The sequence below is a fragment of the Janthinobacterium kochi genome, from assembly GCF_051380715.1.
Taxonomy (GTDB): Bacteria; Pseudomonadota; Gammaproteobacteria; order Burkholderiales; family Burkholderiaceae_D; genus Janthinobacterium.
The window spans coordinates 218,682-236,792 of record NZ_JBNYXO010000009.1 but is presented as its reverse complement, the minus strand read 5'-3'; the positions used below and the strand labels follow the sequence as shown (position 1 = coordinate 236,792).

General features: G+C 59.7%; 11 protein-coding genes and 1 rRNA gene. 11 read left to right on the top strand and 1 reads right to left on the bottom strand.

What is annotated here, in order from left to right:
* A 5S ribosomal RNA gene (gene rrf / locus ACQ4WL_RS19905) occupies positions 1 to 106 on the top strand; the annotation flags it as partial.
* A gap of 277 nt (positions 107 to 383) precedes the next feature.
* Here the strand turns inward: rrf and uraH are convergent.
* Positions 384 to 737 carry a hydroxyisourate hydrolase gene (gene uraH / locus ACQ4WL_RS19900; RefSeq protein ID WP_436511290.1) on the bottom strand — a complete coding sequence of 118 codons (354 nt, stop codon included), beginning with the start codon at positions 735 to 737 and terminating at the stop codon, positions 384 to 386.
* Positions 738 to 858: 121 nt separating this feature from the next.
* On the opposite strand from uraH, the gene puuE reads away from it, so the two are divergent.
* The 10 genes from puuE (at position 859) to ACQ4WL_RS19850 (ending at position 18,102) form a co-directional block, all read left to right on the top strand.
* Positions 859 to 1,812, top strand: a complete 954-nt coding sequence (gene puuE, locus ACQ4WL_RS19895) for an allantoinase PuuE (protein WP_436511289.1) — start codon at positions 859 to 861, stop codon at positions 1,810 to 1,812.
* A 99-nt stretch (positions 1,813 to 1,911) separates the two neighbouring features.
* Positions 1,912 to 3,378 carry a xanthine dehydrogenase small subunit gene (gene xdhA / locus ACQ4WL_RS19890; RefSeq protein WP_436511288.1) on the top strand — a complete coding sequence of 489 codons (1,467 nt, stop codon included), beginning with the start codon at positions 1,912 to 1,914 and terminating at the stop codon, positions 3,376 to 3,378.
* Between the two features lie 10 nt (positions 3,379 to 3,388).
* Complete coding sequence (gene xdhB, locus ACQ4WL_RS19885; RefSeq protein ID WP_436511287.1) at positions 3,389 to 5,737, top strand: xanthine dehydrogenase molybdopterin binding subunit; 2,349 nt, start codon at positions 3,389 to 3,391, stop codon at positions 5,735 to 5,737.
* A gap of 9 nt (positions 5,738 to 5,746) precedes the next feature.
* Entirely contained in the window at positions 5,747 to 6,814 is a 1,068-nt protein-coding gene (gene xdhC / locus ACQ4WL_RS19880; RefSeq protein WP_436511286.1) for a xanthine dehydrogenase accessory protein XdhC, read from the top strand.
* Between the two features lie 9 nt (positions 6,815 to 6,823).
* Complete coding sequence (gene guaD / locus ACQ4WL_RS19875; RefSeq protein WP_436511285.1) at positions 6,824 to 8,140, top strand: guanine deaminase; 1,317 nt, start codon at positions 6,824 to 6,826, stop codon at positions 8,138 to 8,140.
* 43 nt (positions 8,141 to 8,183) lie between these two features.
* Positions 8,184 to 9,680, top strand: coding sequence for an adenosine deaminase family protein (locus ACQ4WL_RS19870; RefSeq protein ID WP_436511284.1), 1,497 nt, complete (start codon positions 8,184 to 8,186; stop codon positions 9,678 to 9,680).
* Positions 9,681 to 10,474: 794 nt separating this feature from the next.
* Positions 10,475 to 13,921, top strand: a complete 3,447-nt coding sequence (locus tag ACQ4WL_RS19865; RefSeq protein WP_436511283.1) for a TonB-dependent receptor — start codon at positions 10,475 to 10,477, stop codon at positions 13,919 to 13,921.
* 155 nt (positions 13,922 to 14,076) lie between these two features.
* Entirely contained in the window at positions 14,077 to 15,783 is a 1,707-nt protein-coding gene (locus ACQ4WL_RS19860; RefSeq protein ID WP_436511282.1) for a bifunctional metallophosphatase/5'-nucleotidase, read from the top strand.
* 16 nt (positions 15,784 to 15,799) lie between these two features.
* Entirely contained in the window at positions 15,800 to 17,029 is a 1,230-nt protein-coding gene (locus tag ACQ4WL_RS19855) for a phospholipase D-like domain-containing protein (protein WP_436511281.1), read from the top strand.
* Positions 17,030 to 17,031: 2 nt separating this feature from the next.
* On the top strand, positions 17,032 to 18,102 hold the full coding sequence (locus tag ACQ4WL_RS19850; protein ID WP_436511280.1) for a S1/P1 nuclease: 1,071 nt from the start codon (positions 17,032 to 17,034) through the stop codon (positions 18,100 to 18,102).
* Positions 18,103 to 18,111 lie beyond the last annotated feature (9 nt).

Sequence of the window (18,111 nt, the reverse complement as noted above, 5' to 3'; positions counted from 1 at the left end):
ACCATAGCAAGTTGGTCCCACCCCTTCCCATCCCGAACAGGACCGTGAAACAACTTTGCGCCGATGATAGTGCTGCAACCAGTGTGAAAGTAGGTTATCGTCAGGCTTGTTATTTGGAGAAACAGCCCCCGGCTGTTTCTCCTAGAGAAAAACCCCGCCAGCAATGGCGGGGTTTTTTTTCGTCTGGTGGTTGAGTGTTAGCCCCAAGCGAAGGCTGGGGTCAGTCACTTCGTGATCGGGATGTGCCCCACTGGGGCGCATCCCCCCCCCGCCTCGCCCGTTAGCAATGACCTTTGCGTTAGCGGCATTGAGCGTCTGACCCCGGCTGTTCATCAGACGAAAAAAAGGCAGCGCTGCGCGCTGCCTTTGTCATCTAACGTCGCTTAACTCCCTCGATAAGTCGAATACGACCACGGTGATACCACCAGCGGCACGTGGTAATTCTCATCCGTATGCGCAATGCCGAAGGCCAGGGTGACCAGGTCGATGAAGCGTGGTGAAGGCAAGTCGAGGCCTTGGGCGGCGAAGTAGTCGCCTGCATTGAACACCAGCTCATACTGGCCCGCCTTCATGCTGTCGCCTTCCAGTAATGGCGTGCTGCAACGGCCGTCGCTATTGGTCATATCCATCTTTAACAGCACTTTTCCTTCCGGCGCGACTGAAAACAAGGCTACCTTGACGCCGGCTCCCGGTCTGCCGTGGGCGATATCGAGTACGTGCGTGCTGAGTTTTCCCATTTGCTATCCTGTATATAGGGTGAGTGAATGTGCTTATCGTGCAAATCATATACCGGTGACTGCGCCTGGCTATATGATTGGGCATATAGCCAACATTGTCCTCCTATAGGCGCGCCTCCGCATGAACAATTACGAACATTATCCACGCGACTTGATCGGCTATGGCCGCACGCCACCCCATCCGCAATGGCCTGGCAAGGCCCGCATCGCCCTGCAATTCGTCCTCAATTACGAGGAAGGAGCGGAAAACAGCGTGCTGCATGGCGATCCCGCCTCGGAGACATTTTTATCGGAAATGATCGGCGCGCCCGCTTTTCCTGCGCGCCACCTGAGCATGGAGTCGATCTATGAATACGGCTCGCGCGCCGGGTTGTGGCGCTTGGTGCGCATGTTCGAGGAGCGGCGCCTGCCGCTGACCGTGTTTGGCGTCTCGATGGCCTTGAAGCGCAATCCGGAAGCGGTCGCCGCCTTCCAGCAACTGGGGCATGAAATCGCCTGTCATGGCTTGCGCTGGATTTCCTATCAAAACATGGATGAAGCGACGGAACGCGAACACATGCGCGAGGCCGTGCAGATCATCCGCGAATTGACGGGGGCCGCCCCGCAAGGCTGGTACACGGGGCGCGATTCGCCCAATACGCGCAAACTGGTGGTCGAACATGGCGGTTTCCGCTACGACGCCGATTATTACGGCGATGACCTGCCATTCTGGGAAAAGGTGGCGTACACGGATGCCGCCGGCATGCCGGTCGTGCAGCCGCAGCTGATCGTGCCTTACACCCTGGATACGAACGACATGCGTTTTGCCGCCATGCAAGGCTTTAATTCGGGCACGCAGTTTTTCGATTATCTGAAGGATGCCTTCGATGTGCTGTATGCGGAAGGCGATCCGAACGGCTTGAATCAGCCGAAGATGCTGTCGGTGGGTTTGCATTGCCGCCTGGTGGGGCGGCCGGGACGGGCGGCGGCGCTGGCGCGCTTCCTCGACTATGTGCAGGGCCATGAGCAGGTGTGGATCACGCGCCGCATCGATATTGCCGAACATTGGCATGCGACGCATCCCTGTACTGTCTGATAGGTATTGATATTGGATGATAAGTAAAATCAGTCTTTGCATATAGTTGTCCCATATGCCGGTGTTAATCTCCTATACTGGGACTATACCGAGGCCAGCATGTCAGAACCGATCCGCTTTTATTACCGTGGTGCCGTACAGGAAGTACGCAACGCCGCCCCTACGCAGACTGTGTTGCAGCACCTGCGCGAGGATTTGCATTGCACGGGCACCAAGGAGGGCTGCGCGGAAGGCGATTGCGGCGCCTGCACGGTGGTCATCGGCAGTCTGGTGGACGGCCAGGTTGAGATGAAGGCCGTCAACGCCTGCATCCAGCTCACGCCCACCCTCGATGGCAAGGCCCTGTTTTCCGTGGAAGACTTGCAGCAACCCGACGGCGCCCTGCACCCGGTGCAGCAGGCGATGGTCGAATGCCACGGTTCCCAGTGCGGTTTTTGCACGCCCGGTTTCGTGATGTCGCTGTGGGGCATGTATCTGAAGAAAAACGGCGAGACGCCCACGCGCTGCGAAATCGACGAGACGCTGTCGGGCAATCTGTGCCGCTGCACGGGCTACCGGCCTATCATCGATGCGGCCAGACGCATGGGCGAACTGCCGCATGTGACATTTGACCGCGATGCTCTGGCGCAGCAATTGCAGGCGCTGCAGCGCAGCAGCCTGACCACCTATGAGCATGGCGGCCAGCACTTCCACGCGCCGCGCAGCATCGAGGAACTGGTGGTGCTGCGCGCGGCAAAGCCGCAGGCGTGCCTGCTGGCCGGCTCTACCGACGTGGGCTTGTGGGTGACCAAGCAGCTGCGCGACCTGGGCGACATCATTTATCTGGGTAATGTGGCTGCGCTGAAAGCCATCGCCATCGTTGACGGCAAGCTGGAGATTGGCGCTGGCGCCAGCCTCAACGATGCCTATGCGGCGCTGTGCCAGCACTATCCAGACGAGTTGTCGGAACTGTGGCAGCGCTTTGCTTCCTTGCCGATCCGCAACGCTGGTACTCTGGGCGGCAATGTGGCGAATGGTTCGCCCATCGGCGATTCGATGCCATGGCTGATTGCGCTGGGTAGTGAGGTCGTGCTGCGCGGTTCCGCCGGCCAGCGCAGCATGCCGCTGGAAAACTTTTATCTGGGGTACCAAAAGAAAGATCTGCAACCCGGCGAATTCGTCGAAGCCGTGCGCGTGCCCTTGCCGCGTGCCGATGTGCATTTCCGCACGTATAAACTGGCGAAACGCTTCGACCAGGATATCTCGGCCGTGTGCGCCGCATTCGCTTTCCGGCTCGACGGCGAGCGCATCATCGATGCGCGCATCGCCTTTGGCGGCATGGCGGCGACGCCGCAGCGTGCCGCGCAAACGGAAGCGTTTTTGTGCGGACAGGCGTGGACGGAAGACAACCTCGTCATCGCCATGCGCTTGCTGGCCGACGATTACGCACCGCTGTCCGACATGCGCGCCTCGAATACCTACCGCATGACGACGGCGCAAAATCTGTTGCGCCGCTTCTGGCTGGAAACACGCCCCGGTGCGCCTTTGCTGCGCACTTCCGTCAACGCCTACGCTTGCCGCGCCTGAAGGGACCAGCATGAACCATCCTGCCACGCCCGAACTGCAAGCGGCCGCCTGGAGTGCCGTGGGCAAGCCCAGTCCCCATGAATCGGCGCAATTGCATGTGCTGGGGCAAGCCACCTACACGGACGATATCGCCGAACTGCAAGGCACCTTGCATGCGGCGCTGGGCCTGTCGCAAAAGCCGCACGCGCGCATCACGGCCATGGATTTGTCGGCCGTGCGCGGTGCACAAGGGGTTGTCGCCGTCTACACGGCGCAGGACATTCCCGGCACCAATGATTGCGGTCCCATCATCCATGACGACCCCATCCTGGCTACGGAACTGGTGCAATACGTGGGCCAGCCCATCTTCATCGTGGTGGCCGATACGCACGACCATGCGCGCCGCGCCGCCCGCCGGGCGCAAGTCACTTATGACGAGTTGCCAGCGATCATGACGCCGCAAGCGGCCAAGGCCGCGCAATCGTATGTGCTGCCGCCGATGCAGCTGACGCGCGGCAACTACCTGGCCGCGTTCGAGGGCGCGCCGCATGTGGTCAAGGGCCAGCTGTATGTGGGTGGCCAGGAACAGTTTTACCTGGAAGGACAGATTTCCTACGCCATCCCGAAGGAAGCGCAGGGCATGCTGGTGCTGTGTTCGACCCAGCATCCGAGCGAGATGCAGCACGTGGTGGCGCATGCGCTGGGCGTGCATTCACACAACATTACCGTTGAATGCCGGCGCATGGGCGGTGGTTTTGGCGGCAAGGAGTCGCAGTCGGCCCTGTGGGCGGCGGCGGCATCGATTGCGGCGGCCAAACTGAAGCGTCCCGTGAAATTGCGCGCCGACCGCGACGACGATATGCTGGTGACGGGCAAGCGCCACTGTTTTTACTATGAATACGAAGTGGGCTACGACGATGAGGGCAGGATTCTTGCCGCGAAGGTCGACATGACCACGCGCGCCGGCTATTCGGCCGACTTGTCCGGCCCCGTCGCCACGCGCGCCGTCTGCCACTTCGACAACACCTATTATTTGTCCGACGTGGATATCCGCGCCGCCTGCGGCAAGACGAATACGCAGTCGAACACGGCTTTCCGCGGCTTCGGCGGACCGCAGGGTGCCATTGCCATCGAGTACGTGATCGATGAAATCGCCCGCCATTTGCAACGCGATGCGCTCGATATCCGCCTGCTCAATTTTTATGGGCGCAACGATGCCGAGGGGCGCAATGTCACGCCGTATGGCCAGACCATCGTCGATAACGTCATTCATGAACTGGTTGCCGAACTGGAAGACAGTAGCGACTACCGGGCGCGCCGTCGTGCCATCGATGCGTTCAACGAGGCCAGCCCCGTCTTGAAAAAGGGCCTGGCATTCACGCCCTTGAAATTCGGCATCGCCTTCAACGTCACGCATCTGAACCAGGCCGGTGCGCTGGTCCACGTGTATGTGGATGGCTCCGTGCTGGTCAACCATGGCGGCACGGAAATGGGGCAGGGCATCAATACCAAGGTCATGCAGGTGGTGGCGCACGAGCTGGGCCTGGACCTGGAATGTGTGCGCGCCACGGCCACCGACACCAGCAAGGTGGCGAACACGTCTGCCACGGCGGCGTCCACCGGCGCCGACCTGAACGGCAAGGCGGCGCAGGATGCGGCGCGCCAGATCCGTGAACGCCTGGCCGATTACGCGGTCAAACTGTATGGCGGCGACGGCGGTGCTGCTGTGCGCTTCTTCGATAACCACGTTCACGTGAACGGCCATGTCGTCGCGTTTGCCGAGCTGGTGCAGAAGGCTTACCTGGCCCGCGTACAACTGTGGTCGGACGGCTTTTATGCCACGCCGGGCCTGTCGTGGGATGCGAAGACGATGACGGGTCATCCATTTTCCTACTATGCATATGGCGCGGCCGTGGCTGAAGTGGTGGTCGATACCCTGACGGGGGAATGGAAACTGCTGCGCGCGGACGCCTTGTACGACGCGGGCCAGTCGCTCAATCCCGCGATTGATCTGGGCCAGGTGGAAGGCGCATTTATTCAGGGCATGGGCTGGCTGACGACGGAGCAGCTGTGGTGGAATGCGGCGGGCAAGCTGATGACGCACGCGCCATCGACATACAAAATTCCCGGCATTTCCGATTGTCCGGAAGATTTTCGCGTCAAGCTGTTCCAGAACCGCAACGTGGAAGACAGCATCCACCGTTCAAAAGCTGTGGGCGAGCCGCCGCTGCTGCTGCCGTTTTCCGTGTTCTTTGCCATCCGCGACGCCATTTCCAGCGTGGGCCATCATGCCGTGCAGCCACCGCTGAATGCCCCCGCCACCAGCGAGGAAATCCTCAAGGCGGTGATGGCCGTGCAAGCGGCGCATACCGGTGCCTAGGAGCAGAAGATGAGCGACTGGCTGACAGCAATCGAGAATGACACGCAGGCATCCGTGCTGGTGACGGTCGCCCTGGTGGAAGGCTCGGGTCCGCGCGAAGTGGGCGCGAAGATGCGCGTCACCCTCGATGGCCAGGTCGACACCATCGGCGGCGGCCACCTGGAATTGCGCGCTGTGGAGATCGCCAAGACCATGCTGGTGACGGGCGACACGCATGCGCGGCTCGAGCGTTTTGCGCTCGGCCCCAGCCTGGGGCAATGCTGTGGCGGCGTCGTCCACCTGGCGTTCGAGTATGTCGATGGCATTTTGAAAGAGTTACTGGCTGGTTTGCGCGAACGGCGCCAGCAAGACAGCTGGAAGGTCACGGCGCTCGATGGCGAGAGCGCGTCGGCCCTGTTCGATGCGGCCGGTAGCCTGATCGCTGGCACGCCAGGCCAGGCGCCCGATACGTTTTCACGCGAGCGCGCAACCCATGTCGCGCAGGGGAGTGAAGGGCGGCGCTGGCTGGTCGACCCGTGCCTGGCGCCGCGCGCGCATCTGACCTTGTTTGGTGCCGGCCACGTGGGCGCCGCCATCGTGCGCGCGCTGGCCTACTTGCCCTGCACTGTCACCTGGGTCGATGAACGCGACGACATGTTCCCTGCACAACTGCCTGAGAATGTGCGCATCGCCGCCACCGATACGCCCGAAGAATTCGTCGCCATGGCGCCGCCGGGCGGCAGTTTTCTCGTCATGACGCACAGTCATGCGCTCGATCAACGCTTGACGCAAGCCATCATGGAGCGCGAGGATGCGGGCTGGTTCGGCTTGATTGGTTCGCATACGAAGCGCAAGCAATTCGAGCACCGCCTGCAGGCGCGCGGCGTGCCGGACGAGCGCATTGCCGCCATGGTCTGCCCGATCGGCATGCCAGGCATCCGCAACAAGGCGCCGGCCGTGATCGCCGCCTCCGTTGCCTGTCAATTACTCATGGTGTGGGAAGAAGCGGCCGCTGCCGCCCTGGCCGCACCGCTGCGGCTGGCCTCTGCCAGCGCGCCGCCGCGCCGCCAAGCACGCGTCGCCATACACCCGTTATAGAAAGAAGTCATGCCGATTGTTCCTGCCACATTGCAAGCTTACCGTGCCAGCTTGCTGCACTTCCGCGCCGATCCCGCTTTCACCGAGGAGGCGCACACCTGGCATGCCGATGGCTTGCTGATCGTGGCCGATGGCAAGGTCGTGGCGGCCGGCGATTACGCGCAGCTGCAGGCGACTTTGCCGCCCGGCACCGATATCATCGATTACCGTGGCAAGCTGATCGTGCCGGGTTTCATCGATACCCATCTGCATTTTCCGCAAACGGAAATGATTGCCTCGCCCGCCCCCGGTTTGCTGCCGTGGCTGGAGACGTACACCTTCCCCACCGAGCGCGCGTTTGAAGACCCTGTCCATGCGCGCAATGTCGCCGAGTTTTTCCTCGATGAACTGCTGCGCTGCGGCACCACCACGGCCATGGTGTATGGCAGCGTGCATCCGCAATCGGTGGACGCCTTCTTTGGCGCCAGCGAGGCGCGCGGCTTGCGCATGGTCGCGGGCAAGGTCATGATGGACCGCAACTGTCCTGAATTCCTGCGCGACACGGCCGAGTCCGGCGCGCGCGAAAGCGAAGAGCTGATCCGGCGCTGGCACAAGCACGGCCGCTCGCTGTATGCGATCACGCCCCGCTTCGTGCCGACGTCCACGAATGAACAGATGCACCTGGCGGGCGAGCTGGCGCGCGCCTATCCGGATACCTATTTGCAGACCCACGTGTCGGAAAACGAGGATGAGTGCCGCTGGGTGCGCGAACTGCACCCGCAGGCGCGCAGCTACCTCGATGTGTATGACCAGTACGGCATGCTGCGCCCGCGCGCCATGTTCGGCCATTGCATCTGGCTCGACGAGCGCGACCGCGCGCGCATGGCGGAGACGTCTTCGGCGGCCGCCATTTGTCCTACATCAAACCTGTTCCTCGGTAGCGGCCTGTTCGATTTCGAGCGGGCCGATGCGGCGAGAGTGCTGCTGTCGCTGGCCACCGACGTGGGCGGCGGCACCTCGTTCTCGATGTTGCAAACCATGAACGAAGCCTATAAAGTAGCACGCTTGAAAGGCAGCTATCTGCCCGCCTTGCGCATGTTTTACCTGGCAACCCTGGGTGCGGCGCGCGCCATGCAACTGGAAGGTACCCTGGGCAATTTCACGGCTGGCACGGAAGCGGACTTCATCGTGTTGGATAAACAATCGACGCCGCTGCTGGCGCGCCGCACGGCTGGCTGTCAAAGCCTGGAGGAATTGCTGTTTGCCTTTGCGCTGCTGGGCGACGACCGCACCGTGGCCGCCACCTATTCAGGCGGACAATGCGTGCATGTGCGGGGGCAGGGCTGACCTACCCGTTGTTCCATACGAATTATCCTGAGCGAGAACGCGAATGCACAAAAAACTCACTGGCCTGGCGCTTGTCGCCGCGCTGGCATTGACCGGAACGGCGCATGCCGCCAAGGCCACCCCGTCTTCCAACGAAGCGGCCACCGCGCGCCATTTTGCGGCGTTGGTTGCGGGCGCGCAGCCGAAGACAGCCGAGTTGAGCCTGTTCTTTTCCATGATGCCCAAGGGCGGTGATTTGCATCACCATTACTCGGGCGCGATTTACGCCGAGCAATTCCTCGACTGGGTCGACAAGGAAAACTATTGCGTCAACAAGACGACGTATCGCATCGAAAGCAACAAGGACGTCGTGGCCGCCGAACGCGCCAAGCCCGCCGCGCAGCGTGGCTGCCTGTCGTCCACGGAAGTGTTTGCCGATGCTGGCCTGTATGCGCAATTGCTGCAGCGCTGGTCGACCAAGGATTTCTACAACCATGGCGCCATCCAGACGCCGCCGGACCGTACCTTCTTTGACACCTTCGGCTACTTCGGCCCCGTGGCGTCGAGCAACACGGCGGACGGCCTGAAAACCCTGAAGCAGCGCGCCATCGCGGAAAACCTCAGCTACATCGAGACGATTTTCGAGCTGTCGCCATTCGTGCAGAATGCGCAGTTCGACCAGCAAGTGCTGACGCCGGGCTTGCCGCCTGCAGCGTTGCAAGCCGTGCTGGCCAACTGGACGCAGAGCCTGGAGCAGGACGCCAGCTTCCAGAAAAGCATCACTGCCTATAACGACAACGTGAACTCCAGCAGCGCCGGCATCGACGACGCGAACTTCACCATGCGTTACCAGGCGTATGTACTGCGTTTTCTGTCCCCATCGCAAGTATTCTCGTCCATGGTGGCCGCGTTCAAGGCAGCCAGCCTGAATCCGCTGTTGGTGGGCGTGAACATCGTGGGCCAGGAAAGCGTGAATGTGTCCATGCGCGATTACAGCTTGCACATGGAAATGTTCAAGTTCCTTAAGGCAAAGTATCCAAACGTCAAGATCGCCTTGCACGCGGGTGAACTGGCGCTGGGCATGGTGCCACCGGAAGGCATGGCTTTCCATATCGCCGAAGCCGTCGTCGTGGCCGGCGCCGACCGGATTGGCCATGGCATGGATATCGCCTACGAGCACAATGCGCTGGCCACCATGCAGAAAATGCGCGAACGGGGCATTCCAGTGGAAGTGAACCTGACCAGCAACGATTACATTCTCGGCATCAAGGGTCAGGCCCATCCGATCACCCTGTACCGCAAATATGGCGTGCCCTTCGTCATCTCCACCGATGACGCGGGCGTCTCGCGCAATACCCTGTCGAATGAATACGTGCTGTTTGCCAGCCAGTACAAGACCGATTATGCGGAAATCAAAAAGCTGTCGTATAACAGCCTGCGTTATTCCTTCCTGGCGCAAGTGGACAAGCAACGTTTGCTGAAAGCGCTCGATGCCCGTTTCACCCGTTTTGAAGCGCAAATTGCCGTTGCCGACAAGGCAAGCAAGAGCGGAAAACCGTAAGTTGTACGACGTTAGCAACTGATACTCTTAAACGGCCGGATCTTCCGGCCGTTTTCCATTCTCCCTTTCAAAACACTACGATGTTTTTTTGTTAGTTTTGTGGCGGCCATGCGACACAATTAACGGCAGATGCACGACTTTATCCAAATTCATGGATGAATCAATTTTAAGTACATATTGCTCATTTATAATCTCGCGCCATAAGCCCGGACGCTGTTACACGATATCAATCCAGCTAGTTACCACATGCTATTTATACTTTAAATATATAAATATGTAAAAAAAAACGTATTTGTCATCCATTTTTTGATGATGCATAGTGGGATGAGTGTGATATTAAAAAGTCACAATTCATATGGCTGATAGCGTATGAAGATGGGTATTTGCAGTAAATAAAGGTGAGATGCAGGGCGAAAACGAACAGTCAATGGAATAAATGACGACATTTTCCTGCTTCTTGCCGCCGTGTCACAGTCTTGAAATATTTAACAATTACACTCGCGGCTGGCCATGTTAGCCGGGCAAGCAGGTGGAGGTGTATGACACAGGTGCTAGCGCCCAGTGTTGTACGGAAGAGAACACGTTTCTCGCCGTTATTGCTTGAAATATCGATGGTTGTGATGAGTGGAAAGGCGTTTGTGCAAGGTCTTGTCAGGGCCAACAGCCAGTCCAGCCGGCGTAACAGTTGCAGTATCGTAAAGAGGAAATGTTGTGTTTGTGTTGCTGTGCGGCGCAGCCGGACAGTGGGGCAATCCAGGATTTTCAAAAAATAATAGTCTTTTCTGGGGTTAAAGATGATCAATCACAAGCGACTTCGGCTAACGCAAATCGCGTTAAGCCTGTCTATTGCACTGGCGGCGGCACCATCGTTCGCACAGAACACTACGTCTTCCATCGGCGGCCGTATCTCGGCTACCGACGGCAAGCCGGCAGCTGGTGCCACTGTTACCATCGTGCACACCGAATCGGGTTCCGTCAGCAATGTGACGACCGATGCGGATGGCCGCTACGTCGCCCGCGGCTTGCGCGCAGGCGGTCCTTACACCATCACCATCACCAAGAATGGTGAAGTGGAAAAACGCGAAGGCGTGTACGTGCAACTGGCTGAAACGGCCAGCGTGGACGCCACCCTGGGTGCGCCAATGCAAACCGTGAGCGTGACGGGCAGCGCCGGCCGTTCGGATAAATTCAGCAAATCCAACATGGGCGCCGGCACCAGCATCGGGCCAACGGAACTGGCCATGCAAGCGTCGATCCAGCGCAATCTGCAAGATTACGCCCGCTCCGACCCACGCGTATCGCAAACCGACAAAGAGCGTGGCGAATTGTCCGTTGCCGGTCAAAACTCGCGCTATAACTCGATGACCATCGATGGCGTGGCAGTGAACGACACCTTCGGCCTGGAATCGAACGGCAGCCCGACCGCCAAGCAACCGATTTCGATCGAGGCGATCCAGTCCGTGCAAGTGAACGTCGCCAACTATGACGTGACGCAAAAAGGCTATACGGGCGCCAATATCAATGCCGTGACCAAGTCCGGTACCAATGAATTCAAAGGCGGCGCCTATTTCGTCTTCCGTAACGACAAGATGGCCGGTGACCGCTATGACAATACCAAGGACACGTATAGCTCCCCTGAGCCATTCCGCGAAACGACCAAGGGCGTGACCGTCGGCGGCCCGCTGATCAAGGACAAGCTGTTCTTCTTCGCCAATAAAGAACGCCTGGAAAGCACGCGCACAGCGCCATCGTTTGGCCCACTGGGCAGCGGCAAGACCAACGTCGGCATTTCCGATGCTGCAATTGCTGCTGCGCAAGCGATCGCCAAGAATAACTACCAGGGCCTGGATATCGGCACCACTGCGATACCAGCGGGCACTCAGCTGCTGGTGAACGATACCCTGTTGAAACTGGACTGGAATATCAACGATAACCATCGTGCCATGGTCCGCTATTCGAAAACCGACCAGTCCGAGCCGATGTTCCCAGGCGTGTCGGCCACTGGCCTGTCGCTCAATTCCTATTGGTACACCCAGAACAAGAAGATCGAAACCGTTGTTGGTCAATGGTTTGCTGACTGGACGCCAACTTTCTCGACCGAGTTCAAGGTGTCGTCGCGCGATTATGAAAGCACGCCAACGAACAACGCACGCTTGCCAGCGATCGGCCTGCAATTCAGCGGCGCCAATCCTGCCGGCACGCCAGCCGGTGTTCCTACCGATAACCGTTTCCTGAACTTCGGTACGGAAATGAGCCGTCAGTTGAATGTGCTGACCACCAAGACCAAGGACGCCTACCTGGGTGCGAACTGGGCTTTGGGTGACCACGAAGTCAAATTCGGCGGCGATTACAGCAAGAACGATGTGTATAACCTGTTTGCGCAGAATATCAACGGCAATTACACATTCAATTGCACGAATAGCTCGGCAACCTACAAGTATTCGTTCGGTAGCGTGACCTGCGGCGGCAAGACTGCTTCGTCGCCTGAAGTTATCCAGCAAGCGATCCTGGAAAACTTCCGCATTGGTCGTCCTAGCTCGTACCAGGTGCAGATTCCCGTCGCGGGAGGCACGCTTGAGGGGGCCGCTGCTGATTTCAGCCTGAAAAATTATGGCTTGTTCTTGCAAGATGTCTGGACTGTCAACAAGCGCCTGACCGTGCAGTATGGCGTGCGGGTGGATAAAGCCGCCATTGGCGAGCGTCCTACGCGCAATGCGGCGGCATCGGCAGCGATGGTGGCAGGTGTTGCCACGGGCGGCCGCACTGGCCTGGGTGGCACGGCGCAAACGGGTGGCTTTGGACTGGATAATACCCAGACCATCGATGGTCAAACCCTGGTGCAGCCGCGCGTCGGCTTCAACTACACGTTTGACAGTGCCCGTCCGACGCAAATCCGTGGCGGTGCCGGCTTGTTCCAAGGGGCGGCAGCGGCCGTCTGGATGTCGAATCCATTTGCGAACTCCGGCATGGCGACCCGCGTCGTCGGTTGCGGCGGCAGCTTCAAGTCGTGTACGACCGTTGGCGGTCTGTTCAACCCTGATCCTGACAAGCAGCCAACCAATCTGGGTGATGCCGCCGCCAACGTCGATTTCCTGTCGCCGAACCTGCGCCAACCATCGATCTGGAAAGCCAACCTGGCGTTTGAGCATGAATTGCCATGGATGGGTTTGGTTTTCGGCGCCGAATACCTGCGTACCAAAAACAAGGATGCGATTTACTACGAGCACCTGAATCTGGGTACGCCGACGGCTAAGGGCACGGATGGACGTAATCTGTACTACTCGGCGAATGCCTATAACACGGATTGCTGGAGTGCCACTGCAGGGCTGAGTTCGTCGGCGGCTCCGGTTTGCGGCGGCGCCGTGTCTCGTGCCCTGAAAAATACGAACTACAACAACGTACTCGTTGCCAAGAAAACGGACAAAGGAGAAGGCAATCTCGTGACCCTCTCGCTGAGCCAGCCAATGACCAAAGGCTTAGGCTGGTCGGTTGCCTACACTTACACGGATGCAACGGAAGTGTCACCACTGACGTCGTCGGTGTCGAACTCGAATTTCAATGCCCGCGGTATCTTCAATCCGAATGAAGAAGTGGCATCGAACTCGAGCTATCTGGTGAAAGACCGCTTCAATGCCATGATCAACTGGCAAAAACGTTTCTTCGGCACCTATAAAACAACGTTCGGTCTGTTCTATGAAGGCCGCAAGGGCAAGCCGTACAGCTGGACCGTCAATAATGACTTGAACGGCGATGGCGTGCAGGGTAACGACCTGATGTACATTCCATCGAAACCCGGCTCGGGTGAAGTGGTGTTCCGTAACGACACCGCCACCAACCATGCCAACGAAGACCGTTTCTGGGCTTTCGTCAACAGCAACCCGGATCTGAAAAAATCTGCCGGTGGTGTGGCTTCCCGTAATGGCAGCTTCGCACCATGGACCAACAGCTTCGATATGCGTATCAGCCAGGAAGTGCCAGGCTTCTTCAAAGGCAATAAAGGCGTGTTCACGATGGACTTCTTCAACGTGGGTAACATGATCAACCGCAAGTGGGGCCGTATCAATGAAATCGGCTTCCAATCGGGCGGTGGTCAGGCACGCAGCATTGTTGACTTTGCAGGTCTCGATGCTCAAGGCCGTTACATCTACCAAGTCCGCGACAAGGTGGAAAACTATGAAGTGCGTCAAAACAAGGGTGAGTCCCAATGGGCAATCCAGGCAACGGTCAAGTACGAGTTCTAATCTCTGCGCTTGATTGAAGTTTCAAACGGCTGGTGGCGACACCGGCCGTTTTTTCGTTTATGTTCTGCTTTCTTGGATACTCTGATGGGCTTGCGGCGCTTGGCGTCCCCCCGGACGAGACAGATTTTTTTGACAACGATGACTACGTGGGGACCATGAAACATCATCTGACACCACTCGCCGCAGCGGCGGCCCTGACCTTGCTGCTGGCCGCCTGTGCCGCACCTTCCACGCCTCCCGCGCCTTCCGCGACCTCTGTCGATATCAACCTGGTTGCCCTGAACGACTTCCACGGCAATCTCGACCGCAGCAAATTTACCTACACGAGTGTTGCCGATGCCGAGCGCAAGACGGTGCAGGCCGGCGGCATCGATACCTTGTCCGGCGCATTGAAGGCCTGGCGGCGCGAAGATGCGCAGCTGATTTTTGTCGGCAATGGCGACCTGGTCGGCGCTAGCCCCGCCATGTCGGCGCTGTGGGCCGACGAACCGAGCATCGTGGCCATGAACATGCTGGGCATGAAGGCCAGTTCGGTCGGCAACCATGAATTTGACCAGGGCAAGGCGGAGTTGCTGCGCCAGCAGCGCGGCGGTTGCGAGTCGTCGCGCGCCGACAAGGCGTGCAAGTTCACGCCCGACTTCAAGGGCGCCAGCTACACCTATATGGCCGCCAACGTGATCGACACGCAAACGGGCAAGTCGCTGCTGCCGGCCTACCGCATCGAAGAGGCGCATGGCGTCAAGGTGGGCCTGATCGGCGCCGTGCTGAAAGATACGCCGTCCGTGGTGACTGCCGCCGGCATTGCCGGCCTGCAGTTTGGCGATGAAGCGGACGCCATCAACGCCACCTTGCCGCAGCTGCGCGCGCAAGGCGTGGGCGTGTTCGTCGTGCTGCTGCACCAGGGCGGCGAGACGAAGGAAGCGGTCGACCAGCCCGATTGCAGCCACCTGAAAGGCGAAGTGGTCGACGTGGTGAAACGCCTCGACCCGGCCATTCAACTGGTCATCAGCGGTCATTCGCACCAGGGTTATCTGTGTCGCGTCGATGGCCGCCTCGTGACGCAGGCACAGATGGGCGGGCACATGCTGACGCGCATCAAGCTCAAGGTCGATCCCGTCAAGAATGCGCTGATCGATGCCAGCGCGCACAACGTCGTCATGTTGCCAGGCATGTATGAGCCGGACCCGGCCGTCGCTGCCTACCTGGAATCGGTCAAGCAGCGCAGCGCGCAAGAATTGTCGCGTCCCGTGGCCGCCATCGCCGTGCCGAACGTGGGCCGCAGTACCAAGGGCAGTGGCGCTTCCGCGCTGGGCGACCTGGTGGCCGACAGCACCCTGTTCGGCGCGCGCGCTTTTGGCGCGCAAATCGGCTTGATGAACAATGGCGGCATCCGCAAGGACCTGGAAGCGGGCGCCGACCTGATGACGAACGTGGGTCAGAACCAGGCAGTTGTCCCGTTCGGCAATACGCTGATCGTGGTGAGTCTTTCTGGCGCGCAAATCCGTACCTTGCTTGAGCAGCAATGGCCGGGCGCGGTAGCGGAAGACAACAACCTGTTGCAAGTGTCCGAAGGTTTTACGTATCGCTGGGACAGCACGCAGCCGCAAGGCCAGCGCGTGCTACCGGGCAGCATCATGCTCAATGGCATTGCTCTTGAAGACAATCAACAATACCGTGTCGCTGCTAACAGTTTCCTCGCTGGCGGCGGCGACCGTTTCACCGTGCTGGCGGCGGGCACGCGCCGACTCGACACGGGCGTGCGCGACATCGACGCCTTCAGCGATTACCTGATCGCCCGTGCGCGCGCAGGCAAGCCGGCCGGCAGCGCCACGCCAGCGGGCCGCATCGTGCGCGTCAAATAATTTACAAGGAATAACCATGCGTCGTTTATCTGTTTCCCTGTTCGTCACTACCCTGTTCGCGGGCACGGCCCACGCCGATTTCACCATTCCCGGCTTTGAGCTGGTGCACACCTCGCCCGTGGAAACGAGCTTGACGAATCCCGACCTGCGCGAGCCCGTCGCCGTGTGGCGCGAGCTGTTCGATTCGGCAAAAAAAGAGATCGTCATCGCCCAGTTCTATGCCGTCAGTAAACCAGGTACGGCTTTTGAAAAGGTGCTGGCGAGCCTGACGGCCGCCGGCCAGCGTGGCGTGAAGATCCGCTTCCTGCTGGACCAGAAGGGCGTGGGCCTGTCGGAAGTGGCGACCATCGCCCGGATCAAGGCGATTCCGAACCTGGACTTGCGCCTGATCGATTTCAATAAAATCACGGGCAATGGCATCGTGCACGCGAAATACCTGGCCGTCGATGGTGAGGTCGCATATATCGGCAGCCAGAACTTCGACTGGCGCTCGTTCGAGCACATCCATGAAACGGGCTTGAAGATCACGGAAGCGACGATGGTGAGCCAGGTGCAAGCCATCTTCGAGCAGGATTGGCAAGCCCAGGCGCTGACGTCGCAAGGCGGCCGGGCCACGGTGCTCAACAGTAAGGTGGTGCCCGCCAATTACGCGCAGAACGCTTTCCTGCTGGCCAGCCCGAATGCGTACAACCCGGCTGGCGTGGGCGACTCGGAAACGGGTTTGCCCGCCTTGCTGGCGGAAGCGAAAAATGAAGTGCGCATCCAGTTGCTCGATTACGCGCCACTGTCGTATGGCCCGAACCGCACGCGGCCTTACTACGCCGTGATCGACAACGCCGTGCGCGCCGCCGCCCAGCGTGGCGTCAAGATCAAGCTGATGGTGTCAAGCTGGAACACGGAAGCGCCTGCCATTGCCTACCTGAAAAGCCTGGCCCTGGTGCCGAACGTGGAAATCCGCATCGTGACGATTCCCACGGCCTCGACGGGCTTCATTCCATTTGCGCGCGTGATCCACAGCAAGACCATGAGCATCGATGGCAAGCTGGCCTGGGTCGGCACGAGCAACTGGGCGGGCGGTTATTTCGACTTGTCGCGCAACCTGGAAGTGGTATTGCGCAACGATGCCATGGCGCAGCGCATCGCCGCCCTGCATGAGCAGACGTGGAGCTCGGCGTATGCGCAGCCCATCGACATCAACAGGCAGTATCCGAAACCGGCCAAGGCAGCGCCGCAAGCAAAGGAGTAAGCGTGAAAAAATTGATGACCGTGCTGGCGCTAGGTGCCGCTTTTGCTTCCGGCAACGTCCTGGCCTGGGGCAATGACGGCCACCGCGCCGTGGGTGCCATCGCCGATCAATTGCTCAAGGGTAGCGCGGCACAGGCGCAAGTGGCCAAGTTGCTGTTGCCCGGCGAAAGCCTGGAAAAGATCGCCAACTGGCCCGATTGCGTGAAGGGCACGTATTGCGGCCCGCAATCGCCGGAAATGCTGACGTATGTGGCGGCAAACCCCAAGCATGGCCAATACCATTACACGAACGTGCCTTTCCAGAATGCGCACTACCATGACCATGGCGTGGGCACGGCTGACGACGATATCGTGCAAACCTTGAAACAGGCGATCCTGGTATTGCAGGGCAAGGCTGATGCGTCCAGCAATCCGCACGGCTTCAGCCAGCGCGAAGCACTGATCCTGATCACCCACCTGGTGGGCGATATCCACCAGCCTTTGCATGTGGGCAATGCGTTTCTCGGCAAGGATGGCCAGTTTTTCGTGCCCGCCATGCAGGCGCAGATTGACGACGTCGCCATTTTCAATGCACGCGGCGGCAACGACTTGTTGCTCGACGATGCGAAGATGACGGCGCTGTCGGACGCCGTGATCCCCGCGCCGCTGCCGGCAGAAGAGGGCGAAGCCAAGCTTGCCAGCGCATACCCGAAGTCGCCCACCAAGCCCCTGCATGCGTACTGGGACACGACCGTGGTCGACTACGCCATGCGCCGCCTGAGCACGCGCACGCCGCAGCAGTTCGCCCGCACCGTGATCGCCAGCGCGCCCGATGTGAGCGGCAATACTGGCGACCCCGCCACCTGGCCGTATCAGTGGGCCAATGCCTCGCTGGCGGCGTCGAAGATTGCTTTCACGGACGTGGTGGCCGGCCCGGCCACGCAGCAGACCAGCCGCAAGGGCGATGTCTATAACGTGTGGACCTTGACGGTGCCGGACAACTATCCCGTGCCCAGCTCGGCGCTGGCGAAGCAGCAGCTGATCGAGGGCGGCTATCACCTGGCGGCCGTGTTGCAATCGATTTGGCCGCAATAAAAATGTCAT